Consider the following 22189-nt stretch of genomic DNA (forward strand, 5'->3'; position numbering starts at 1 on the left):
CTGCAGCAGACAACAACAAAAAGCGCGTCGACAGACGCGCTTTTTTTATGACTGAACTCGCGGTTGTGTAATACGTAAGCCACTTACGATTGCGGCCAGCGAAGCCAGAATACCCGCTGTTATCAGCGAGACGTGCGTTCCACTGTCACCAAACTGATTTAGCATCAGCGCAACCAGTGCGGCCCCGGTACTCTGACCCAGTAAGCGCGCCGTTCCGAGCATACCGCTCGCGCCTCCGCTACGATCGCGCGGCGCGGAGGTGATGATGGTGTGATTATTCGGTGACTGGAACAAGCCAAAACCCGCACCACACAAAATCATTGGCCAGATGATATTAAAATCGGAAGGTGATGCGGGCAGTAACACCAGAGAAAACAGCCCACACGCCATTACTGCCATTCCCAGCGCGCCAAGCAGACCTGCATGAACACGTTCAATCAAATATCCCGCCAGTGGGGCCATCACCATGGTTGCCAGCGGCCACGGCGTCAGCAGCAGGCCCGTTTCAACTTCGCTGCGTCCGAGAACCGTTTGCATAAAAAAGGGCAGGGAAACCATCGCCAGCATTTGTGCGCTGAATGAACAGATTGAGGTGCAAATAGAGAGTGAAAACAGCGGAATACGTAGCAGATCAACCGGTAATAACGGTACTGGCAATGCGAGTTGGCGGCGGATAAAGAAAAACCCTACTACGAGAAGCCCCACAAGTTCAGCACCAATCAGTTTTAGCGACTGTCCCTGTGCAAATCCGCTGAGTGCCGTGATCAACAAACCGAATGTTAAGGCGTTCATTATTGCGCTGGGCAGATCAAAGCGCGGTTTATTGCTACGTGATGAATTGGGTGGCAAAAAACGCATAGCCAGCAGCAGGGCGATGATCCCCAATGGAACGTTAATTAGAAATAGCCATTTCCACGAGGCAATAGAAAGAATTGCCGCCGCAATAGTCGGACCCGCTGCCGAGGATACAGCCACGATAAAGGAGTTAATACCCATCCCGCGGCCAAGCTGGCGCTGAGGATAAATGAGTCGGATCAATGCCGTATTAACGCTCATCAGCGCCGCGCCGCCAAACCCCTGAGCCACGCGCGCTAACGTCAGCATATGCAGCGAATCTGACAAGGCACAAAACAGCGATGCCAACAGAAATACGGCCAGACCACACTTATAAATGCGTCGGTAGCCAAACATATCACCTAAAAAAGAGAGCGATAACAGCGAAACAACGATCGCAATTTGGTAGGCGTTCACAATCCAGATTGAGCTGGCGGGTGAGGCCTGAAGATCGGTGGCGATAGTGGGGAGGGCAACATTCGCTATTGCGCCGTCGAGTACTGCCATAGAGATGCCAATAACAATGGTTAAAATTGCGCCATATCGCTGGGGCAACGGCAGACCATCGGTCTGAGTTTTTTCCATAGGAAGTCAATACTGTTGGAATTTATGATGAGAATAATAATTTTAGCATTGATATTCAGGCGTTAGGTCGCAGATTTGTAACTAAGTAAGCAAAGAGCGATTGCGAGGGCTGATACGTGAAATTATAATAAAAACCGGTTCTGATTTTTATAAAACACTCGAAAGGGGTGATAAATGGCAATCGCAGATCTGGATAAACAACCCGATTCTGTATCTTCCGTGCTGAAGGTTTTTGGCATTCTGCAGGCGCTGGGTGAAGAGCGCGAAATTGGTATTACCGAGTTGTCGCAACGCGTCATGATGTCAAAAAGCACCGTTTATCGCTTTTTGCAGACCATGAAAACGCTGGGTTATGTGGCACAAGAAGGGGAGTCTGAGAAATACTCACTGACCCTGAAACTATTCGAGCTGGGTGCTCGCGCGTTACAAAACGTCGATCTTATCCGTAGCGCTGATATTCAGATGCGCGAACTTTCGCGCCTGACCAAAGAGACAGTGCACCTTGGTGCACTGGATGAAGACAGCATCGTCTACATCCATAAAATCGACTCTATGTACAATCTGCGCATGTATTCTCGCGTAGGTCGCCGTAATCCGCTGTACAGCACGGCTATCGGTAAAGTTCTGCTGGCATGGCGTGACCGCGATGAAGTGAAGCAGATTCTGGATGGTATTGAGTACAAGCGCAGCACCGACCGTACTATTACCAATACTGATGAGCTGCTGGTATTGCTGGATAAAGTACGCGAGCAGGGCTACGGTGAAGATAACGAAGAACAGGAAGAAGGTCTGCGCTGCATCGGTGTACCGGTGTTTGACCGTTTCGGTGTAGTGATTGCAGGCTTGAGTATTTCATTCCCGACGCTACGTTTCTCAGAAGAACGTTTGCACGAGTATGTGGCGATGCTGCATACGGCTGCGCGTAAAATTTCAGAACAAATGGGTTATAACGACTATCCGTTCTAATCTGATGTAATAGCGTCAAGGTAAAAACCCCAGGTATTTTTGTATCTGGGGTTTTTTATGAACAGTCATAACGTTAGTTGGTGCAAATAACGTAGCGGATGTATTGCTGCTATATTAACCGTTATCAATAATGACTGTGCTTTTTCTTAACAAGGGACAATCCGACAGGCCAATGATACCGCTGTTTGTGTGGACGTATTGCGCGGTGCTGGTTCCGCGGGCGGTCAGATACTGGCATTGCAAGCCCAGGCCTGCTGCATTCTCCTTACTTCCAATCAAAATTCCGTAGCCGCTCAGTAATAAACCGATCCAAACCAGAGCTAACAACACAATAGCGCGGATTATCAGACGCATTACAACCTCTTATCTTTTCTCGTTATTATTAGATTAGCCTGTACATGGGATGAAACAAGTGAATCATTCCTAAAAAGATTGAATGCCGATACAGTTAACGCTGGGTTTAGGTAACGCATGATAATTTATAGGCATAAGATGTTGATTCGAAGAGTGGAGCTGGAGTGAAAAAAATTCGCTGGGTAGTGCTGATAGTTGTCGTGCTGGTATGCATACTGATGTGGGCGCAAGTGTTCAACATCATGTGCGATCAGGATGTACAATTTTTCAGCGGTATTTGTGCCATTAATAAATTTATTCCCTGGTAAGCGCATTTTTGCCACAGTTGATTACCTTCTTGTGCGGCAGTGGTAAACTACGCTGTCTACATTGAGGTGGTGAAATGAACGAAGTTTTGAATTCTGGCGCGTTGAGTTTGGCGTCTTTGGCTGTATCGGTGGTGATTCTGGTTGTCGGGCTTGTACTGTGGTTTTTCGTCAATAGGGCAAGTTCGCGTACTAATGAGCAGATTGAGTTGCTTGAAGCATTGTTAGATCAGCAAAAAAGACAGAACGCATTGCTCCGTCGCCTTTGCGAAGCTAACGAACCTGAAAAATCGGCAGAGCCTGCTGTGGTCACAGCGAAGGACGAAGATGATGACATCATCCGCCTGGTAGCTGAGCGGTAAAAACGGTATGACAGGGTGAGGATCTGTTGCTTACGTTCTCAGATGTTTCATCCTGTCGCCAACATGCCAGATTATTTTCTTCTGCATATGTCGTGTAATTAGCACTCTGATTCTCGTGTTAACTCAGTATTTTCAGATGCTCCAGCCAATTAATATCTTATCCCCGGTCTGATATAAATATAATTTCCCATACGATAAAAATATGATTATGTCATTTTTGTGATAGCGATCGTCTTATTAACAGCGAAACGTTTCTCTTACTTTTTTTGTGCATTGTCATCATTCTTTCATTATTTTGGTGCAAAAGCAGAAGGCAGATCTCGTTTTTACGCTTGTGACATTTTATGCATTACTAAGCATAAAAAATGATATTCGGCACACCCTGTAACAGCTAATCTGGAACAACCGAAGCTATTGAGCTATGGTAGAAATGTCCCGGCTATGGTGCAAGCCTGGCGGGGGATGGGGCGAGCGGCGGGAATATAACACTACTCAGTGTGGCGCATAACTGTGCAGTTGCTGTTTGATGAACGACAGGATTTGTGCGACCGATCGAGACACGTTTAAAAATGGCTTGCCATTATTAACGTTGTATGTGATAACACGTTTTGGGTTAAACGAGGTACAGTTCTGTTTATGTGTGGCATTTTCAGTAAAGAAGTCCTGAGTAAACACGTTGACGTTGAATACCGCTTCTCTGCCGAACCTTATATTAGTGCCTCAAGCAGTAATGTCTCAGTTTTATCTATGTTATGCCTGCGGGCGAAGAAAATACTCTAAGGAATTTTGCAAATGGCAAAGATTAAAGGTCAAGTTAAGTGGTTCAACGAGTCTAAAGGTTTTGGTTTCATTACTCCGGCTGATGGCAGCAAAGACGTGTTCGTACACTTCTCCGCTATCCAGGGTAACGGCTTCAAAACTCTGGCTGAAGGCCAGAACGTTGAGTTCGAAATTCAGGACGGCCAGAAAGGTCCGGCTGCTGTTAACGTAACAGCTATCTGATCGACACCACTGATTTGAAGCGCATATGCGCAACCATCTCAGATATAAAGCCTCGCCTATGCGGGGCTTTTTAATTCAAAATACGTCTAAATATTTCTAAATGCCCTCCCATTAGCGCTTTGTTGCAAAGGCGTGATGTTCGTAGCATAGTTTTCCCCGCTTTCTTACGACATTTCTCGTTAAATCAGACACCTGAAAAACTATCTTGCTGGAGTTCAGGTGAAAAAGAAAAACGACGGCGACGCGCGCAATTTTACTCCCGTACGTTTTGCCCTGCTTTGTGTGGCAATATTATTGAGTCTGGGATTGCTGCTGGGTCGGGTTGCATGGCTGCAAATTGTCACGCCGACAAGTCTGGTGAAACAGGAAGACATGCGTTCATTACGTGAGGTAACTATTGCCTCGCCGCGCGGGATGATTACCGACAGAGAAGGGCGACCGCTGGCGGTAAGTGTTCCGGTTAACGCCGTATGGGCCGATCCTAAGACCATCATTAGCAAGGGAGGCGTGGGTTATAACGAACGGTGGCAGGCTCTGGCAAGGGCTCTGCATCTGTCACTGAGTACGCTGGCGGAACGCGTTAACAGTAATCCTGGCGGACGTTTTATTTACCTGGCACGACAAATTTCCCCTCAGCAGGCTGAGTGGGTCGATGATCTTAATCTCCCGGGCATTAACCTGCGCGAGGAATCCCGCCGGTTCTATCCTGCAGGCCACGTAGCGGCGAATCTCATAGGTTTTACCAACATTGATGGACAAGGCATTGAAGGGCTGGAAAAAAGCTTTAATAACCAGTTGATGGGTAAACCTGGCTCCCGTCTGGTACGTAAAGACAAATTTGGCCATGTAATCGAGAATATCACCGAAGTCACGCCTGTTCCTGCACACCAATTACAGCTCAGCATCGATGAGCGCCTGCAGACGGTCACCGAAGATGCGTTGGACAATGCCGTTACGTGGAATAAAGCGGAATCAGGAGCCGCAGTGCTGGTCAACATTGCTACCGGTGAAATACTGTCCATGGCGAGCTTTCCTGACTTCAACCCCAATAACCGTGAGGGCGCGGTACTGGATGATTTTCGTAACCGTGCAATAAGCGATACGTTTGAACCCGGTTCAACCGTTAAACCGCTGGTGATCATGACTGCACTCCAGCAGGGGATAGTACAACCGGACAGCGTGATTGATACCCATCCTTTTTACCTTGATGGACATCGCATTCGCGACGTCGGATTTTACCCGGAGCTGTCGTTGACCGGCATTTTGCAGAAATCGAGCGATACCGGCGTGTCGCACCTTTCACTGGCTATGCCTGTTCAAAAGTTGCTGAATACCTATAAGAGCTTTGGTTTTGGCGATCCAACCGGACTGGGATTAACCGGTGAAAGTAGCGGTTTAATGCCTCAACGCCGTTACTGGAGCGATTTGGATCGCGCGACCTTTGCATTCGGCTATGGATTAATGGTAACGCCGCTGCAGTTGGCGCACGTATATGCAACCATTGGTAGTTTTGGTATCTATCGACCCCTTTCGATTACCCGGATTGACCCGCCGGTAATCGGTACCAGAGTGATGCCGGAGGAGCTGGTTCACCAGGTTGAACATATGATGGAAAGCGTCGCGTTACCCGGTGGTGGGGGAACTAAAGCCGCGGTCAGAGATTATCGCGTGGCGGTTAAAACAGGAACGGCAAAGAAAATTGGTGATGACGGTAAGTATGTCGATAAATACGTGGCCTACACGGCAGGCGTTGCGCCAGCGAGCGACCCGAAATTTGCACTGGTGGTCGTCATCAATAATCCGCAAAACGGTGCTTATTATGGCGGGGCTGTCTCTGCGCCTGTCTTCAGCCAGATAATGGGAGATGTCCTGCGTCTGGAGAACGTTAAACCGGATGGCATGCCTGCCGACTCTGATCATCTGCTGGTGATGCACGGCAGCAACGTATCCTCGCCGTCGCTGTAAGTTATTTTCCCAGGGCGCAATTCGCGTTACACTTGCGCCCTTAAGTCACCTGCCGGAGTTGTCATGTCGTTTTCCTGTCCTCTTTGCCACCAGCCTCTTACTCAAGCGAATAACAGTTTTGTCTGCCCCGGGCGGCACCAGTTTGACGTGGCGAAAGAAGGGTATGTCAACTTACTGCCGGTTCAGCATAAGCGGTCGCGCGATCCGGGTGATAGCGCTGAAATGATGCAAGCCAGACGGGCATTTCTTGATGCTGGGCACTATCAACCGTTGCGTGATGCGATTGTGAATGTGCTTAAAGAAAAGTCGAATTCAGAAGATGCAGCGATCCTGGATATTGGCTGTGGGGAAGGGTATTACACCCATGCGTTTGCCGACGTGCTGGCGGGCTGTACAACCTTTGGTCTTGACGTCTCCAAAGTGGCAATTAAAGCCGCAGCCAGACGCTATCCGCAGGTGATCTTTTGCGTTGCCTCCAGCCATCGTCTGCCGTTCGCAGACGAGTCAATGGATGCAATCATCCGGATCTATGCGCCCTGTAAAGCGCAAGAGCTGGCTCGCGTGGTTAAATCGGGTGGATGGGTGATCACCGCCACGCCGGGACCGCGTCATTTAATGGAACTGAAAGGGCTGATTTATGATGAGGTGCGTTTGCATGCGCCCCATACTGAGCAACTGGACGGTTTTGTTCTGCAACAGAGCATTGCGCTGGGATATCAGATGCAGCTTCAGGGCAGCGAGGCCGTTGCATTACTGCAAATGACGCCGTTCGCCTGGCGGGCAAAGCCGGAAGTGTGGGAAACGTTAGCGGGGAAAACGACGTTTGAATGCCAGACCGACTTTAGTATTCATGTCTGGCAGCGTCTGAATTAACCGTGGAAGTGTGCCCAGAGGATCTGGGCACCGATACCAATCAGCACCACCCCACCCAAAATTTCAGCTCGTTTGCCCAGCATTGGGCCAATGAAACGACCAATCATCATGCCGAGCGTGGACATAATCAATGTGGCGCAGCCGATGGCCAGCGCTGTGGCAATAATGTTGACCTGCAGGAAAGCCAGACCCACCCCGACGGCCATTGCGTCGAGACTGGTGGCAATGGCGGTGGTAACCAGCAGCCAGAAACCGTGGCGGCGCTGCGGTTCTTCCTCTTCATCGCCGTTGTCGCGAAAACCTTCGATTATCATTCGCCCACCTAAAAAGATCAGCAGAATGAAGGCGATCCAATGGTTCCACTCCAGCACGAATTTGCTGGCCAGCATCCCCATGCCCCAGCCAATCAGTGGCGTAAGCGTTTCAACTGCGCCGAATATCAGTCCGGTGCGCAATGCTTCAGAAAATTTGGGTTTATGCAGGGTGGCGCCTTTGCCAATTGATGCGGCGAAAGCATCCATCGACATGCCGAAAGCGAGAAGAACGGTAGCGGTGAGATTCATAACAGCGTCCTGACCGGGGTATCCATAAAACACATCACTGCCCCCAGTAACCATGCATACAGGCTGGAATCACTGTAAATACAGCGCCATTCAAATATGCATTGCAGTTGATGTGCCTATGGTCTCGCCTGACTAAACCTGTAAGTTCAGTCCGTACGCGCCACGTTTTTCAACGAGTATGTTGACACGTACATTTCCGGAGTCTGGAAATCGGCTACTCCCCAACGACGGGCGCAACCTTAACATATTTTGAGAATATAAAACAAGAAATGCAGAAATAATATTTGACTTCTAGTTGAAAACGATTTTCATTTAGATTTATTTATAAATAAAACGTTAAAATAAATAACATTGTGGACAGTGAAATATAGCCTTGGCTATGATTGTTTTTTTACTGATATATAAAAACATAGTTCAGGCTATATTTATAAACTATTGATTTGAAATTAAAAGTTTATATATCCTCTCAAGATCGTCGATATTTCGTACGCGAATCAACAATCTTCGATGTTCTAATTGCATCACCAATACACCGTCTTCAGATAAATTCATCTCTTTAATGCGGTTATATTCAATCCAGACGTTGGCGAAGAAAAAGCCTTTCTGTTTGAAGATGATTTTTGGCGTACGGATCCAGAACAGATACAAACCCATCAATACCAGTGCACATAATAACCATGTGGTAAATTGCGCGCCGTGGCTGGTGATGTTGTTGTAGATAAGAATAGCTACCAGGCCAAGGAAGATAACGCTGTCGACTCTGCTGCGGGGAAGCAGGGCGACAGTAAGCAGAGTAGGGCCATTACGGCGGGGCATGATGAACTGATCGTAAATGGCATACGCCAGCAGCGAAAAGATAAATAGAACCAGCACCAGGTCCGTGATAGTCATGAATCCTCAACCCTCTAAATAGAAAAACCGGGGGCAAGCCCCCGGTGATGTACAACAGTTTTACAGGCCGAGCAGTCCGACAGCGTAGCCCGCGATACCGATGACGAAGAAGCCAACGATGATCCACAGCGGGTTCACTTTCTTACGCAGCAGCCACATACAGGCGAATGTCAGCAGCAGAGGAACCAGACCCGGCATCAGCTGGTCAAGGATAGTCTGCACAGTGGTAACACGAGTCTGACCATCCTGACCGGTGATAGTAGAAACCACCAGTGGAATGTTTACGTGCGTCCACTTGTTAACCAATGCCCCCATGACAAACAGACCGAGGATTGACGCCCCCTCAGTCAGTTTCTGCAGGAAGCCGCCGCCCATATCTTTAACGATATCGACACCTTTACGGTAGCCATATGCCACACCGTAATAACGGGTTGCCAGACGAACCAGGTTAAACAGAACGAAGAACAGCAATGGCCCCAGCAGGCTGCCGCTCATCGCGATACCTGCGCCGAGCGCGGCGAATACTGGGCGAACGGTACCCCAGAAGATCGGGTCGCCGACGCCTGCCAGCGGACCCATCAGACCAACTTTGATACCGTTGATGGCTCCATCGTCAATCTCTGCGCCGTTTGCACGCTGTTCTTCCATCGCCAGCGTAACGCCCAGTACTGGAGCCGCTACGTACGGATGAGTGTTAAAGAATTCCAGGTGACGCTTAATCGCTTGCTTACGTGCGTCGTTGTTTTCCGGGTACAAGCGACGGATAGCCGGCACCATGGAGAAACAGAAACCCAGCGCCTGCATACGTTCGAAGTTCCATGAACCCTGAAACAGGTTAGAACGAATGAACACGCCACGAATGTCACTCGGAGTGAGTTTTTTCTCGGTGGTAGTTTTAGTCATATCAACCATTTCGCTCACCTGCTAGTCCAGTTCGTTATCGAGATCGTTATTGCCAGCCGCCGCAGCAGGTGCACCGGCTACGCGGTTATATTTCGGGCTCAGCTGAATGTAGAGGATCGCCATTACTGCGCCAATCACACCCAGAGCAACCAGGTTGAAGTTAGTAAATGCCGCGGTGACGAAGCCGAGGTAGAAGAATGGCATCAGGTAGCCTGCGCGCATCATGTTGATGACCATCGCATAACCAACCACCACGATCATACCGCCTGCGATGTTCAGACCGCCGGTCACGACTTCCGGAATGGCGTTAAGCATGCTCTGAACTTCACTGGTACCAACAGAAATCGCTACGATTACCGCTGGGATAGCGATACGCATAGCCTGCAGGAACAGAGAGGATACATGCAGCCAGGAGAGCGCCGTCAGGTTACCGTTTTCGGCCGCCTTATCCGCTGCGTGCTGGAATGCTACGGTGATAGTACGAACGATAATGGTCAGTACTTGGCCTGCAGCTGCCAGTGGGATAGCCAGCGCGATACCGGCACCAATGCTTTGGTGACCTGCGATAACCAGAACGGTAGAGATAATTGAGGCCAGTGCCGCATCTGGTGCAACCGCAGCACCGATGTTCATCCAGCCCAGGGCGATCATTTCCAGGGTACCACCGATGATAATACCGGTTTTCATGTCCCCGAGAACGGCACCAATCAGCGTACAGGCCACCAACGGACGGTGGAACTGAAATTCATCGAGTACCGACTCCATACCCGCGATACATGCGACGATGAACACCAGCACAATCTGAAGAGTGGTAATCTCCATTGTACTTCTCCTATTGCTATACAGACTTAAGTGTGAAAACTAAGTAAATGCCAGGAAATTATTTCACCTTGGCAATCAAATCCATCATTTTCAGTTTCTGATCGGTAGAAACCTTACGTGCCTCAAGCTCAATACCGCGTTCGTTGAGTTTCTTGAAGGCTTCGATGTCTTTGTCATCGACAGAAATTGCGTTGTTTACCTGCGTTTTACCCTGACGGAAAGCCATACCGCCAATGTTTACGGAGGTAATTTTCACACCACCTTCAACGATACGTTCTACGTCGGTTGGGTTGGTGAACAACAGCATCACACGCTCACCTGCATATTTAGGGTTGTTGTAGACGCGGATCATTTTTGCGACATCAACCACATGCGCCGTCACACCCGGAGGTGCTACCTGAGTCAGCAGCGTTTTACGCACGGTATCGGCGGCAACTTCATCACTGACGACGATAATGCGTGTTACGTTGGTTTCTTTGGTCCAGCGAGTTGCCACCTGACCATGGATTAAACGGTCATCAATACGCGCCAGGCCGATCTGCATATAATCGTTCGGACCCATCGGTTTGGCGGGAGCTGCTGCTTTTGGCGCTGCTACTGGGGCAGGAGCGGCTTTCTCAACCGGTTTGGCTTTCAGCGCTTTCACGCCTTCGCTACCGGTTTCAACGGCCAGTGCCACTAATTCATCAAAGCTCGGGTTGTCATCACGCGCCATGAAGGTTTCAACCAGCATGGGAATGTTCACACCGGCGATAACTTCGTAATGCTCTTTATCGACGACAATGCGGCTTGCAGCGTTAAACGGGCTGCCTCCCCATGTGTCAACGAGAAACAGCACGCCTTTACTGGTATCGAGTTTTGCCAACTGAGCGTTGTACTTTTCGATCAGCGTTTCGGCATTTTCGCCTGGAACGAAATCTATCCAGCCGACATTTTCCTGCTCGCCTAACAGCATTTCTGCCGTCTTAAGTAACTGCTCTGCAGCCCAACCATGTGTGCCTATTACAATAGCAATGGTCACTTGCTACCTCCTTTATTATCGTTAACACATCAACGTGAAGATGTATTTGAATCGTCGTCCGCAATCGAATCGATTCAGATAAGGGTTACAAAGAAAAACCTATGATTTTCGTGAATTATTTTAGATATCGAAAAAAATATTTTATGTGATGAAGATCCGTAATTTAACTTCCGATTTAAAGAAATTTCGAAGGGTAAAATATCTCCGAAACAACTTATTGCAAAGGAAGGTAAATCTTTGCTAAAAACCGCTTCTCTCTGTTATGTTTAGCATCTGTTTAATTACTCAGGAGTATAGGGCAGTAGCCCACCATATGGATCGTCACCGACGTCATTTCACCTTCAGGCCGTATCAAGCCTGTCAGATTGGCACTTTTTGCCACAAATTTTCTCTGCATATCGCTTTAACGCCTGAGATCCTCAGCGCGCAGTTTGGTCATTCCTTAAGCAGGAGCTTGTCATGGAATTATTAATGGACCCGCAGATTTGGGTGGGTTTGCTCACGCTTGTCGTTCTTGAAATTGTTCTGGGTATTGATAACCTAGTCTTCATTGCGATCCTGGCTGATAAGCTGCCGCCGAAACAGCGAGATAAAGCGCGTTTAATCGGTTTGTCGCTGGCACTGATTATGCGTCTGGGCCTGTTGTCCGTGATTTCGTGGATGGTGACGCTGACAAAGCCGCTGTTCACGGTAATGGACTATGCGTTCTCGGGGCGCGATCTGATTATGCTGCTAGGGGGTATATTCCTCTTGTTCAAGGCTACGACAGAGCTGCATGAGCGGCTGGAAAACCGTGAACATGATACCGGGCAGACGAAAGGGTATGCGAGCTTTTGGGTTGTCGTAACGCAGATTGTCATCCTCGATGCAGTGTTCTCGCTGGATGCCGTGATTACGGCGGTCGGTATGGTCAACCATCTGCCAGTGATGATGGCGGCAGTAGTGATTGCCATGGCCGTGATGCTGTTGGCTTCTAAGCCGCTGACACGTTTTGTGAACCAACACCCGACGGTGGTAGTGCTGTGTTTGAGCTTCCTGTTGATGATTGGTCTGAGCCTGGTTGCCGAAGGGTTTGGCTTTCATATTCCGAAAGGCTATCTGTATGCGGCGATTGGCTTCTCAATCATCATTGAGCTGTTTAACCAGATTGCCCGTCGTAACTTTATTCGCCACCAGTCGACGCTGCCATTGCGTGCGCGTACTGCCGATGCGATTCTCCGTCTGATGGGCGGTAAACGTCAGGCCAGCGCGCAGATGGAATCCGACAATCCGGTACCGGTTCCCGTCCCGGAAGGCGCATTTGTAGAAGAAGAACGCTATATGATCAACGGCGTCCTCTCTTTGGCGTCGCGTTCATTACGCGGCATTATGACGCCTCGTGGGGAGATCAGTTGGGTTGATGCAGACCTGAGCGTGGAGGAAATTCGCGAGCAGTTGCTTTCGTCACCTCATAGCCTGTTCCCGGTATGTCGTGGCGAACTGGATGAAATCATCGGTATCGTGCGTGCTAAAGAGCTGCTGGTGGCGCTGGAAGACGGTGTGGATGTGGCGGCGATTGCCTCTGCTTCTCCGGCTATTGTTGTTCCGGAAACGCTGGACCCGATCAATCTGTTAGGCGTTCTGCGTCGTGCCCGCGGTAGCTTCGTTATCGTCACAAACGAGTTTGGCGTAGTACAGGGTCTGGTCACGCCGCTGGATGTATTAGAAGCCATCGCCGGTGAATTCCCTGATGCCGATGAAACGCCTGAAATTATAGCTGATGCAGGCGGTTGGTTGGTCAAAGGCGGTACCGATCTGCATGCGTTGCAACAGGCGCTGGACGTGGATACGTTAGTGAATGAAGACGAAGACATCGCTACGGTGGCAGGTTTAGTCATTGCGGCTAACGGCCATATTCCTCGTGTAGGTGATGTTATCGAGGTCGCACCGCTGAGCATTACGATTGTCGAAGCGAATGACTATCGTGTGGATTTAGTTCGCATTGTTAAAGAACAACCCGCTCACGACGAAGACGAGTAACCGGGTTTAGCGAAACGGCATGACGGGCATACTGTGTCTCCCGTTATGCCGGGTGGGTGGCGGCGTGCTGCCCGCCAGCCATTTTGGAAAATCGCGCAGCGGCATTGGCTTGGCATACAGAAAACCTTGCAATAAATGTACGCCGTGTCGGCGCAAATGCTGAGCTTGCGCCTGTGTCTCAACGCCTTCCGCCACCAGTTCGATATTCAATTTTTTCCCCAAAGCGATAATGATGTCTGTGACGGTTGAGTTCACGGCGTCTGTTCCTATTGCCGAAGTAAATGATTTATCGATCTTCAGCACATCCGGGCGGAGCTTTTCCAGCCAGGAGAGCGAGCTATTGCCGGTGCCGAAATCATCAATCGCCAGTTTTACGCCAAGCCGATTTAATTCGCGTACGACCCGATAATCCACATCCAGTAACGCATCGCGTTCGGTCAGTTCGATAACCAATTGCTGGATTGGGTGCTGGCTGAACCAGTATTGATTAAGATCTTTTAGCAACGTGCCATTACGAAAATGGCTGGCGGCGACATTAATCCCAATATGAAACTGGCTGCTCATCGGGAAAACGTGTCGTTGCTGAATGGTTTCTGCGATGACATGACGGGTAAGCGGCACAATCAGGTTGTGCTCCTCTGCAATGGGAATAAACACTTCCGGAGAGATCCAACCCTGGCGTGGGTTATTCCAGCGTAAAAGGATTTCCACGCCCATGCATTGCTGGGTTTGCGCATTAAGCAGCGGCTGGCAAAATAGTTCGAATTCCCGAGCAGCAAGGGCCAGATTAATCTCCCATGAGAAACTCATTCTGCTGGCGGTAGCCAGCCATGCCAGATAACCCACTAATAAACTTAGGATCACCGCCAGCGGCAGCTGTGTTGGCAGGTGTTTTACCGCCAACTCACTGGGACCGGGGCCGGTGACGCTAATGGTAAACGGGAAATGTTGAGATGAAAGCTGGTAGCGTTTTTCATCATTTAGCTTAGGCAGCGTATCGACAACACCTTGATCATACAGTAGATGCCGATTACCAACGGTTAAGCTGGCATCGGTGATCTGCGGCGGCTGGGGTTCAAGCAACATAGACGACAATAAGTCAATATTGACGATTTCCAGCACGCCATCTTCACCATCGGCAGAGGACGGATACCACTGAGTCAGAATCGGACTGCCTTTAATCAACGAATGGTCGGTAGACAGCAGCAGTTGCGGTTCCCTGCTGGGTAATTCGGGCTGCAGTTGACTAATGGGAACATTACGATAACCAAAAATGCTGGAGCAATAGAGGATCCCGCTTTGAATCAGATTAATAGAACGCACCGTTTGCAACCTTGCGGCATGTTTGCTTAAGGGTAAACGCGCCACTGAGCAGGGGAGGCCAATCAACGGCAGCAATACATCCCGTCCGGTCTGCAAGGGTAAAAGCACGTCATCCAGTTCTTCTACAGCATGGTTGGCAAAGGTGACGATATTTCGGTGATTTAAATTACGCTCCGAAATAAATCTGACAGTTAATGTGAGGATGAGCGTCAGTAGTGCACATACTGTGCAGACGATTAAGCGATTCCGGCGATAATTTTTAATGATCCGTTGTGCTGTTTGCATGCGGGCCGCCCGATAAGCCGTTGGTCACAGAAGCCAACAGCAACAGAGCAAGTGTAGTGGGGAAAATTACAGTAGACGAGGGAGAGGGGGCAAATTCGCCCATCCGTCGCAGATGGGCGAAAATTAAGTATTAGTCACATTGAACTTTGATCGCCAGGCCACCGCGTGACGTTTCGCGGTATTTGGCGTTCATATCCTTACCCGTTTCGTACATAGTCTCAATGACTTTATCCAGCGAGACGCGCGGCGCGCTGGTACGGCGCATTGCCATACGCGCAGCGTTGATCGCCTTCACTGAAGCAATTGCGTTACGCTCAATGCACGGAACCTGTACCTGACCGGCAACCGGATCGCAGGTTAAACCGAGGTTATGTTCCATGCCGATTTCAGCAGCAACACACACCTGCTCCGGGCTTGCGCCTAACAGTTCAGCCAGACCCGCGGCAGCCATGGAGCAGGCTACGCCCACTTCACCCTGACAACCTACTTCTGCACCAGAGATAGAGGCGTTCATTTTGTACAACGCGCCAATCGCACCGGCCGCCAGGAAATAGCGGGTATAGATATCCGGGCTAACGGACTCAATGAAATGATCGTAATAGGCCAGTACCGCAGGCACGATACCGCAGGCACCGTTGGTTGGCGCTGTCACTACGCGACCGCCCGCGGCGTTTTCTTCGTTAACGGCCAACGCAAACATGTTCACCCAGTCGATCACGTTCATTGGATCGTTGGACAGCTTATCGCTGGAAACCAGCATACGACGCAGGGCTGAAGCACGGCGAGGAACGCGCAGCGGACCCGGCAGCACACCTTCGGTGTTCATGCCACGATCGATACATGCCTGCATGGTTTGCCAGACGTGGCCAAAGTACTCTTCAATCTCTTTCTTACTGTGCAGCGCAAGTTCGTTCTGCATTGCCATGCCAGAAAGAGACAGGCCGGTGCTGTTACAATATTCCAGCATTTCAGTAGCGGATTTGAACGGATAAGGCACGCTGACCTCGCCCGAGGCATCCTGACCAAAATGTTCTTCATCAACGATGAATCCACCGCCGATTGAGTAGTAGGTTTTGCTATAAATGACGGTTTCGCCATTGTACGCATGGATCTGCATTCCGTTTTCATGCAGCGGCAGGTTGCCGTTGTGAAAACGCATCCCGTCATTCTGCGGGAAATCCACTTCGTGCTGACCCTGCGCAAGCAGCAGGCGTCCACGCGTTTCTACGTCGCGGATAAATCCGGGGATGCTATCAATATCCACGGTAGCAGGCTCATTGCCCGCCAGACCCATAATAATGGCGATATCGGTGTGGTGACCTTTACCCGTGAGCGACAGTGAACCATACACGTCGACGGCGACACGAGTAACGCTGTCCAGTAATCCTTTTTCGACCAGGTCATCGACGAACTGTTTACCCGCCTTCATAGGCCCTACGGTATGGGAAGATGAGGGACCAATCCCCACCTTAAACATGTCGAATAGACTAATCACGATAATACTCCTACAGGGCGACTGGGCTTTCCAGTAACGATGTTATAACTGCGCATAGTGTAAGAGGGAACGCGGCGATCGGCTTAACTATTCACATGAATTAAACTAATAGATAACCGCGGTTTTACTAATGTTGTGACCTGAGTTTCAAGTTGTCTATTGTGTGCGTAAAGATAAGTATAGTCAGGGCTTGACGCCAATTTGCAGCGCCAGCTCACGAATTATTCCGGCAGTCATTCCCCAGACGAAATATTGCTCATACCAGGAAAGCCATACGCGATGTGAATCGCCACGACGGTAAATATCCAACGGGTGGTAACGACCTAAATGCAGGGCCTGGGCCAGCGGCATTTCGAACACTGCGGAAACTTCATCTTCACTGGCGCGATACGGCAGATTAGGCGGGATAATGCCTACCACAGGGGTGACCTGGAAACCGGTCACGCTGTCGACAGGCGGCAGAACGCCAATCACTTCTACGCATGAAGGTGGGATCGCCACCTCCTCCTGCGCTTCGCGAAGGGCGGCGGCAATTAACGAGGCATCACTGCTATCCACCGCCCCACCGGGGAATGCGACCTGTCCGGCGTGCTTGCGCAGGTGAACGGAACGCTGGGTTAACAGCAACCCCGGCTGTGGGCGACGCACGACGGGGATCAGTACGGCGGCCTGGCGCTGGTTTAACGCGGCATGATTGACCTGCGGGCGCAGGAGTTGAAAGCGCGATAAAAAATCATCAAGCGTCAGGCTGCTGTATTCCACGTGTCAATTCTCCAGTTGGTGCAAAATGCGATTCACTTTATCAAATGTTTCCTGATATTCAGCGTCTTCCTGACTGTCTGCAACAATACCACCGCCTGCGGAGCAATAAATTTGTCCGTTTGTGGCTGTCAGCGTGCGAATGGTAATGCTGGTATCCATATTGCCGCAAAAGCTCAGATAACCAATGCTGCCGCACCAGGCGTTGCGTCTTTGCGGCTCCAGTTCGTCGATAATTTCCATCGCCCGCACTTTCGGCGCGCCGGTAATAGAGCCGCCGGGGAAGGCGGCGCGTAGCAGATCGGTGGCGTATAATGACTCAGGCAGACGTGCGGTAATGGTGCTGACCAAATGATGAACGGCAGGGAACGGTTCGACGATAAACAGCTCCGGAACCTGTACCGAACCCGGTACGGCAACGCGGCCAATATCATTACGCATCAAATCGACGATCATCAGGTTTTCCGCACGATCCTTCGGCGAATTCGCCAGTCGCCGGGCCTGCTCACGATCGGCATCGGTATCTCCAAGCCTCGGTAGCGTGCCTTTAATCGGACGCGTCTGTATGTGCTGGTTTTCCAGCAGAATAAATCGTTCCGGCGAAAGGCTGAGGATTGCACCTTCCTCAAGACGAATAAATGCACTAAACGGGGCGCGGTTGGCGTGATTGAGAGTGACAAATGCCTGCCACTCATCGCCCTGGTAATGCGCCTGAAAACGCTGGGCAAGATTGACCTGGTAACAGTCACCGCTGTGCAGATAATCCTGCACCTGGCGGAATTTTTCGCCGTACTGAGCACGGCTCATATTAGACTGCCACGCCGAAGTTAATGTAAACGGCTCACGCGTTGGTGGTTGTTGCGCGTCGAGCCATTTCAGGCGAGCCTCGACATCGGTATGGCTGAGCAGCGATACGGTCTGCAACTGGTGATCGACAATCAGTGCCCAGTCGTAAATGCCAACGGCCATATCCGGTAGCGTAATATCGCGCTCTGCAATAGTGGGTAGAGATTCGAAGCGTCGGCCAAGATCGTAGCCAAACAGACCTAACGCACCGCCCTGAAACGGCAGGTCGGGGTGATATTCAGGGTGAATCTTGTGTGCGGTTAGTGCGGAATGTAATACCGTCATGGGATCATCAAGCGAGCGAGAGGTTGCGTGCCCGTCCTGCACTACGGTCTCTGTAGCTCGCGTAACAAGCGTGGTGACGGGATCCGCCACCAGAATATCAAAGCGGTTATGCGGATGGTCGGCTTGACCCGAATGCAGCAGCATCGCCCAGGGCAGATGGCTTAATGTCGAAAAATAGCGTTCAGCGGCGTCCTGACGCCAGGGTAATGTGATTACTGCGGGAGATAACGTCTTCATCAGTCCTGACTCGTTGCTACTCTACTGGCTAACTGCCCGGTAGCATGAAATAATTAGCGCAGACAATTTAGCAGGAGTTAACAATGTTTGCAGGTTTACCTTCACTCAGTCATGAGCAGCAGCAAAAAGCGGTAGAGCGTATTCAGGAGCTGATGTCGCAGGGGATGAGCAGCGGACAAGCCATTGCTCTTGTTGCTGAAGAGTTACGCGCCAGTCATACCGGCGAGCGGATCGTGGCGCGCTTTGAAGATGAAGACGAATAACGCCGCTTAAACTGCAGCGATAATCTTAATCTCAACTTTGTATTTCGGGTTCATCAACCCGGCCTGAACGGTACAACGTACCGGCGCGTGACCAGCAACAACCCACGCGTCCCAGGCTTTGTTCATGGCGGCAAAATCATTTTTGTCTGCCAAAAACAGGGTGGCATCAAGAATACGTGACTTGTTGCTGCCTTGTTTTTCCAGCACCGCATCAATTTGCGCCAGCGTATTTGCCGTTTGCTCAAAAGCGTCTGCATCCAGATTTTCCGGCACGCCGGTGTAATACAGCGTGTTGTTGTGGATAACCACGTCGGACCAACGCGCTTCGGCATCAATGCGCACAATCGTCATAAATCATTCCTCATTTACGTGTTTTCAAATGGCTTTGGGTTGCGCCAAGACTGCCATAATGTTGTGCCCACGTCACCTCTTCAACTGGCGAAAGAGCTGCTGGCCTGACATAATCCCTGTTCAAATGAACAGGGGGCAGTGTGACGGACGATTTTGCAGCAGACGGTCAGTTGGCTAAAGCGATACCGGGTTTTAAACCGCGAGAACCACAGCGGCAGATGGCCATCGCCGTCAGTCATGCCATCGAAAAATCACAACCGTTGGTGGTAGAAGCCGGAACCGGGACGGGTAAAACCTATGCTTATCTTGCCCCAGCGCTGCGTGCCGGAAAGAAGGTCATTGTCTCCACGGGCTCGAAGGCGTTGCAGGATCAGCTATACAGCCGCGATCTCCCGACCGTCGCTAAGGCACTAAAGTTCACCGGTAAACTGGCGCTGCTGAAAGGGCGTTCAAACTATCTGTGCCTTGAACGTCTCGAACAGCAGGCACTCGCGGGTGGTGACTTGCCGGTACAAACGTTAAGCGACGTCATCCTGCTGCGCTCCTGGTCAAATCAAACCCTTGATGGGGACATCAGCACCTGCGTCAGCGTGGCGGAAGACTCTCAGGCCTGGCCGTTGGTCACCAGCACTAATGACAACTGTCTGGGCAGCGACTGCCCGCTGTATAAAGAGTGTTTTGTCGTGAAAGCGCGTAAAAAAGCGATGGATGCCGATGTCGTCGTGGTTAACCATCATCTGTTTCTCGCTGATATGGTGGTAAAAGAGAGCGGGTTTGGCGAACTGATCCCGGAAGCTGATGTAATGATCTTCGATGAAGCGCATCAGCTACCGGATATCGCCAGCCAGTACTTTGGTCAATCGCTCTCCAGTCGCCAGCTGTTAGACCTGGCGAAAGACATCACCATTGCCTATCGCACCGAGCTGAAAGACACTCAGCAGTTGCAAAAGTGCGCCGATCGCCTTGCACAAAGCGCTCAGGACTTCCGCTTGCAACTTGGTGAGCCGGGCTATCGCGGAAACCTGCGGGAACTGCTGGCCGACCAGCGCGTACAGCGCGCGTTTTTGCTGCTCGATGACACGCTGGAGCTATGTTATGACGTGGCGAAGCTGTCTCTTGGGCGTTCGGCGTTGCTGGATGCCGCGTTTGAACGCGCCACACTTTACCGTGCGCGCCTGAAGCGTCTGAAAGAGATCAACCAGCTAGGCTTCAGCTACTGGTATGAATGCACCTCCCGCCATTTCACTCTCGCGCTGACGCCGCTCACTGTGGCGGATAAATTCAAAGAAGTGATGGAACAAAAGCCGGGCTGCTGGATTTTTACTTCTGCGACGCTGTCGGTAAACGATGACCTTCATCATTTCACCGCGAGGTTGGGGATTGAAGATGCCGAGTCGATGTTATTGCCGAGTCCATTTGATTACACGCGCCAGGCGCTGCTGTGCGTGCCGCGTAATCTCCCGCAAACCAACCAGCCGGGGGCTGCGCGCCAGTTAGCATCCATGCTGCGACCTATTATTGAAGCGAACAACGGTCGCTGCTTTATGCTGTGCACTTCGCACGCGATGATGCGCGATCTGGCGGAACAATTCCGCGCCACCATGACGCTTCCCGTTCTGCTGCAGGGCGAAACCAGTAAAGGGCAACTGTTACAGCAGTTTGTCAGCGCAGGTAATGCGCTACTGGTTGCCACCAGCAGCTTCTGGGAAGGCGTGGACGTGCGCGGTGATACGCTGTCGCTGGTGATAATCGACAAACTGCCGTTTACCTCGCCGGACGACCCGCTGTTAAAAGCCCGAATGGAAGATTGTCGACTGCGCGGCGGCGATCCGTTTGAAGACGTCCAGTTGCCGGATGCGGTCATCACCCTGAAGCAGGGGGTAGGGCGTCTGATACGTGATGCCGACGATCGCGGCGTGCTGGTGATTTGCGACAATCGTCTGGTTATGCGGCCATACGGCGCCACCTTCCTGGCGAGTCTTCCTCCTGCGCCGCGGACGCGTGACATAGCTCGCGCGGTTCGCTTTCTTGCCATACCAACGACTGAGTAATTTGTTACGGAGTGTGGTAAGATGCGCGCCAAATTTATTGATCTGATCACAAACACCCATGCGAATTCTGGCTATCGATACCGCCACAGAGGCGTGCTCTGTTGCCCTGTGGAATGACGGTACTATCAAGGCTCACTTTGAGCTTTGCCCACGAGAACACACCCAACGAATTTTACCGATGGTTCAGGAAATCCTGGCCGCTGGCGATCTCACGTTAACCGATATCGACGCCCTGGCGTTTGGTCGCGGTCCCGGCAGTTTCACCGGCGTGCGTATCGGTATTGGCATTGCTCAGGGGCTGGCGTTAGGCGCAAACTTACCGATGATCGGCGTCTCCACCCTGGCGACCATGGCGCAGGGCGCCTGGCGTAAGTCGGGCGCGACTCGTGTACTGGCGGCGATTGATGCGCGAATGGGCGAAGTCTACTGGGCCGAATACCAGCGTGATGACAACGGCAACTGGCACGGTGAAGAAACCGAAGCGGTGTTAACCCCCGAGCAGGTACATGAGCGTTTACTGCAGCTTTCTGGCGAGTGGGTAACTGTTGGGACGGGCTGGCCAGCCTGGCCTGAGCTTGGTAAAGACAGCGGTCTGACGCTCAGCGATGGTGACGTGCTGCTTCCTGCTGCTGAAGATATGCTGCCTGTCGCCGCGCAAATGCTGGCTGCGGGTAAGACCGTAGCGGTCGAACACGCGGAACCGGTTTATTTACGTAACACCGTGGCGTGGAAGAAACTTCCCGGTAAAGAATGAATCTTAGTAGTACATCCCCGGTTTATTTTCATAGACGTCGGTGCACAGCATTGTGAACAGGCCGGGGCAGAAGCT

The 22189-nt window shown here is 51.0% G+C and carries 24 protein-coding genes; 12 read left to right on the forward strand and 12 right to left on the reverse strand.

The window, feature by feature from the left end:
* Window positions 1–45: 45 nt before the first annotated feature.
* On the reverse strand, window positions 46–1419 hold the full coding sequence (locus OGX67_RS09730) for an MFS transporter (RefSeq protein ID WP_257651120.1): 1374 nt from the start codon (window positions 1417–1419) through the stop codon (window positions 46–48).
* A 174-nt stretch (window positions 1420–1593) separates the two neighbouring features.
* On the opposite strand from OGX67_RS09730, the gene kdgR reads away from it, so the two are divergent.
* Entirely contained in the window at window positions 1594–2385 is a 792-nt protein-coding gene (gene kdgR / locus OGX67_RS09735; protein ID WP_003833778.1) for a DNA-binding transcriptional regulator KdgR, read from the forward strand.
* A gap of 114 nt (window positions 2386–2499) precedes the next feature.
* On the opposite strand, the gene OGX67_RS09740 is transcribed toward kdgR, so the two are convergent.
* Window positions 2500–2739, reverse strand: coding sequence for a YobH family protein (locus OGX67_RS09740; RefSeq protein ID WP_003034975.1), 240 nt, complete (start codon window positions 2737–2739; stop codon window positions 2500–2502).
* 164 nt (window positions 2740–2903) lie between these two features.
* Between OGX67_RS09740 and mgrB the strand changes: the two genes are divergently transcribed.
* The 6 genes from mgrB to rlmA all read left to right on the forward strand — a co-directional run bounded on the left by mgrB (window position 2904) and on the right by rlmA (window position 7246).
* A complete protein-coding gene (gene mgrB / locus OGX67_RS09745; RefSeq protein WP_003034977.1) occupies window positions 2904–3047 on the forward strand; it encodes a PhoP/PhoQ regulatory lipoprotein MgrB in 144 nt (47 codons plus the stop codon).
* 74 nt (window positions 3048–3121) lie between these two features.
* Window positions 3122–3406, forward strand: coding sequence for a YebO family protein (locus tag OGX67_RS09750; RefSeq protein WP_003034980.1), 285 nt, complete (start codon window positions 3122–3124; stop codon window positions 3404–3406).
* Between the two features lie 636 nt (window positions 3407–4042).
* Window positions 4043–4186, forward strand: coding sequence for a DUF2627 domain-containing protein (locus OGX67_RS09755; protein ID WP_003034983.1), 144 nt, complete (start codon window positions 4043–4045; stop codon window positions 4184–4186).
* 12 nt (window positions 4187–4198) lie between these two features.
* The gene (cspE, locus tag OGX67_RS09760) at window positions 4199–4408 is read left to right on the forward strand and encodes a transcription antiterminator/RNA stability regulator CspE (RefSeq protein WP_001062678.1); all 210 of its coding nucleotides are present in this window, start codon (window positions 4199–4201) and stop codon (window positions 4406–4408) included.
* A 219-nt stretch (window positions 4409–4627) separates the two neighbouring features.
* Window positions 4628–6373: a peptidoglycan DD-transpeptidase FtsI2/PBP3(PARA) gene (gene ftsI2, locus OGX67_RS09765; protein ID WP_257651121.1), complete on the forward strand. Its 1746-nt coding sequence runs from the start codon at window positions 4628–4630 to the stop codon at window positions 6371–6373.
* A gap of 63 nt (window positions 6374–6436) precedes the next feature.
* Complete coding sequence (gene rlmA, locus OGX67_RS09770; protein WP_257651122.1) at window positions 6437–7246, forward strand: 23S rRNA (guanine(745)-N(1))-methyltransferase; 810 nt, start codon at window positions 6437–6439, stop codon at window positions 7244–7246.
* Here rlmA and mntP read toward each other — a convergent pair.
* The 5 genes from mntP to manX form a co-directional block, all read right to left on the reverse strand.
* Entirely contained in the window at window positions 7243–7809 is a 567-nt protein-coding gene (mntP, locus tag OGX67_RS09775) for a manganese efflux pump MntP (RefSeq protein WP_003021013.1), read from the reverse strand. The two genes, rlmA and mntP, sit on opposite strands and share 4 nt — an antisense overlap.
* A gap of 432 nt (window positions 7810–8241) precedes the next feature.
* The gene (locus OGX67_RS09780) at window positions 8242–8700 is read right to left on the reverse strand and encodes a DUF986 family protein (RefSeq protein WP_003021010.1); all 459 of its coding nucleotides are present in this window, start codon (window positions 8698–8700) and stop codon (window positions 8242–8244) included.
* Between the two features lie 60 nt (window positions 8701–8760).
* Window positions 8761–9612, reverse strand: a complete 852-nt coding sequence (locus OGX67_RS09785; protein WP_008322630.1) for a PTS mannose transporter subunit IID — start codon at window positions 9610–9612, stop codon at window positions 8761–8763.
* Window positions 9613–9624: 12 nt separating this feature from the next.
* Complete coding sequence (locus OGX67_RS09790; RefSeq protein ID WP_003021004.1) at window positions 9625–10425, reverse strand: PTS mannose/fructose/sorbose transporter subunit IIC; 801 nt, start codon at window positions 10423–10425, stop codon at window positions 9625–9627.
* A 58-nt stretch (window positions 10426–10483) separates the two neighbouring features.
* A complete protein-coding gene (gene manX / locus OGX67_RS09795) occupies window positions 10484–11446 on the reverse strand; it encodes a PTS mannose transporter subunit IIAB (RefSeq protein WP_003841624.1) in 963 nt (320 codons plus the stop codon).
* A 313-nt stretch (window positions 11447–11759) separates the two neighbouring features.
* Here manX and OGX67_RS26955 point away from each other — a divergent pair, with 313 nt between their 5' ends.
* A complete protein-coding gene (locus OGX67_RS26955) occupies window positions 11760–11918 on the forward strand; it encodes a protein YoaL (protein ID WP_370766360.1) in 159 nt (52 codons plus the stop codon).
* Window positions 11906–13465, forward strand: a complete 1560-nt coding sequence (gene yoaE, locus OGX67_RS09800) for a CNNM family cation transport protein YoaE (RefSeq protein ID WP_003020999.1) — start codon at window positions 11906–11908, stop codon at window positions 13463–13465. The genes OGX67_RS26955 and yoaE overlap by 13 nt, the downstream gene beginning before the upstream one ends.
* Window positions 13466–13471: 6 nt before the next feature.
* On the opposite strand, the gene pdeD is transcribed toward yoaE, so the two are convergent.
* The 4 genes from pdeD to pabB form a co-directional block, all read right to left on the reverse strand.
* Complete coding sequence (pdeD, locus tag OGX67_RS09805; RefSeq protein WP_003841621.1) at window positions 13472–15073, reverse strand: cyclic di-3',5'-guanosine monophosphate phosphodiesterase PdeD; 1602 nt, start codon at window positions 15071–15073, stop codon at window positions 13472–13474.
* 130 nt (window positions 15074–15203) lie between these two features.
* On the reverse strand, window positions 15204–16568 hold the full coding sequence (gene sdaA, locus OGX67_RS09810) for an L-serine ammonia-lyase (protein WP_003020994.1): 1365 nt from the start codon (window positions 16566–16568) through the stop codon (window positions 15204–15206).
* A gap of 183 nt (window positions 16569–16751) precedes the next feature.
* Entirely contained in the window at window positions 16752–17330 is a 579-nt protein-coding gene (locus tag OGX67_RS09815; RefSeq protein WP_003020991.1) for a CoA pyrophosphatase, read from the reverse strand.
* A 3-nt stretch (window positions 17331–17333) separates the two neighbouring features.
* Window positions 17334–18695 (reverse strand): aminodeoxychorismate synthase component 1, encoded by a 1362-nt coding sequence (pabB, locus tag OGX67_RS09820; protein ID WP_016150386.1) that lies wholly within the window; start codon window positions 18693–18695, stop codon window positions 17334–17336.
* Window positions 18696–18778: 83 nt separating this feature from the next.
* Here pabB and OGX67_RS09825 point away from each other — a divergent pair, with 83 nt between their 5' ends.
* The gene (locus OGX67_RS09825; RefSeq protein WP_003020986.1) at window positions 18779–18958 is read left to right on the forward strand and encodes a YoaH family protein; all 180 of its coding nucleotides are present in this window, start codon (window positions 18779–18781) and stop codon (window positions 18956–18958) included.
* Between the two features lie 6 nt (window positions 18959–18964).
* On the opposite strand, the gene OGX67_RS09830 is transcribed toward OGX67_RS09825, so the two are convergent.
* The gene (locus OGX67_RS09830) at window positions 18965–19309 is read right to left on the reverse strand and encodes a RidA family protein (protein ID WP_003020984.1); all 345 of its coding nucleotides are present in this window, start codon (window positions 19307–19309) and stop codon (window positions 18965–18967) included.
* A gap of 140 nt (window positions 19310–19449) precedes the next feature.
* Between OGX67_RS09830 and yoaA the strand changes: the two genes are divergently transcribed.
* Both yoaA and tsaB read left to right on the forward strand, forming a co-directional pair.
* Complete coding sequence (gene yoaA, locus OGX67_RS09835; protein WP_286526402.1) at window positions 19450–21360, forward strand: DNA repair helicase YoaA; 1911 nt, start codon at window positions 19450–19452, stop codon at window positions 21358–21360.
* Between the two features lie 58 nt (window positions 21361–21418).
* Complete coding sequence (tsaB, locus tag OGX67_RS09840; protein WP_049002324.1) at window positions 21419–22114, forward strand: tRNA (adenosine(37)-N6)-threonylcarbamoyltransferase complex dimerization subunit type 1 TsaB; 696 nt, start codon at window positions 21419–21421, stop codon at window positions 22112–22114.
* Window positions 22115–22189: the final 75 nt, after the last annotated feature.

This window comes from Citrobacter sp. Cf118 (assembly GCF_030334095.1).
Lineage (GTDB): Bacteria > Pseudomonadota > Gammaproteobacteria > Enterobacterales > Enterobacteriaceae > Citrobacter > Citrobacter freundii.

Bases quoted from the DNA above. Each gene is read 5' to 3' on its own strand.
- tsaB (WP_049002324.1), top strand. From the start codon at position 21,419: ATGCGAATTCTGGCTATCGATACCGCCACAGAGGCGTGCTCTGTTGCC.
- rlmA (WP_257651122.1), top strand. From the start codon at position 6,437: ATGTCGTTTTCCTGTCCTCTTTGCCACCAGCCTCTTACTCAAGCGAAT.
- OGX67_RS26955 (WP_370766360.1), top strand. From the start codon at position 11,760: ATGGATCGTCACCGACGTCATTTCACCTTCAGGCCGTATCAAGCCTGT.
- OGX67_RS09740 (WP_003034975.1), bottom strand. From the start codon at position 2,739: ATGCGTCTGATAATCCGCGCTATTGTGTTGTTAGCTCTGGTTTGGATC.
- kdgR (WP_003833778.1), top strand. From the start codon at position 1,594: ATGGCAATCGCAGATCTGGATAAACAACCCGATTCTGTATCTTCCGTG.
- OGX67_RS09785 (WP_008322630.1), bottom strand. From the start codon at position 9,612: ATGGTTGATATGACTAAAACTACCACCGAGAAAAAACTCACTCCGAGT.
- OGX67_RS09830 (WP_003020984.1), bottom strand. From the start codon at position 19,309: ATGACGATTGTGCGCATTGATGCCGAAGCGCGTTGGTCCGACGTGGTT.
- mntP (WP_003021013.1), bottom strand. From the start codon at position 7,809: ATGAATCTCACCGCTACCGTTCTTCTCGCTTTCGGCATGTCGATGGAT.
- OGX67_RS09730 (WP_257651120.1), bottom strand. From the start codon at position 1,419: ATGGAAAAAACTCAGACCGATGGTCTGCCGTTGCCCCAGCGATATGGC.
- cspE (WP_001062678.1), top strand. From the start codon at position 4,199: ATGGCAAAGATTAAAGGTCAAGTTAAGTGGTTCAACGAGTCTAAAGGT.
- yoaE (WP_003020999.1), top strand. From the start codon at position 11,906: ATGGAATTATTAATGGACCCGCAGATTTGGGTGGGTTTGCTCACGCTT.
- OGX67_RS09825 (WP_003020986.1), top strand. From the start codon at position 18,779: ATGTTTGCAGGTTTACCTTCACTCAGTCATGAGCAGCAGCAAAAAGCG.
- OGX67_RS09790 (WP_003021004.1), bottom strand. From the start codon at position 10,425: ATGGAGATTACCACTCTTCAGATTGTGCTGGTGTTCATCGTCGCATGT.
- OGX67_RS09755 (WP_003034983.1), top strand. From the start codon at position 4,043: ATGTGTGGCATTTTCAGTAAAGAAGTCCTGAGTAAACACGTTGACGTT.
- OGX67_RS09780 (WP_003021010.1), bottom strand. From the start codon at position 8,700: ATGACTATCACGGACCTGGTGCTGGTTCTATTTATCTTTTCGCTGCTG.
- OGX67_RS09750 (WP_003034980.1), top strand. From the start codon at position 3,122: ATGAACGAAGTTTTGAATTCTGGCGCGTTGAGTTTGGCGTCTTTGGCT.
- pabB (WP_016150386.1), bottom strand. From the start codon at position 18,695: ATGAAGACGTTATCTCCCGCAGTAATCACATTACCCTGGCGTCAGGAC.
- pdeD (WP_003841621.1), bottom strand. From the start codon at position 15,073: ATGCAAACAGCACAACGGATCATTAAAAATTATCGCCGGAATCGCTTA.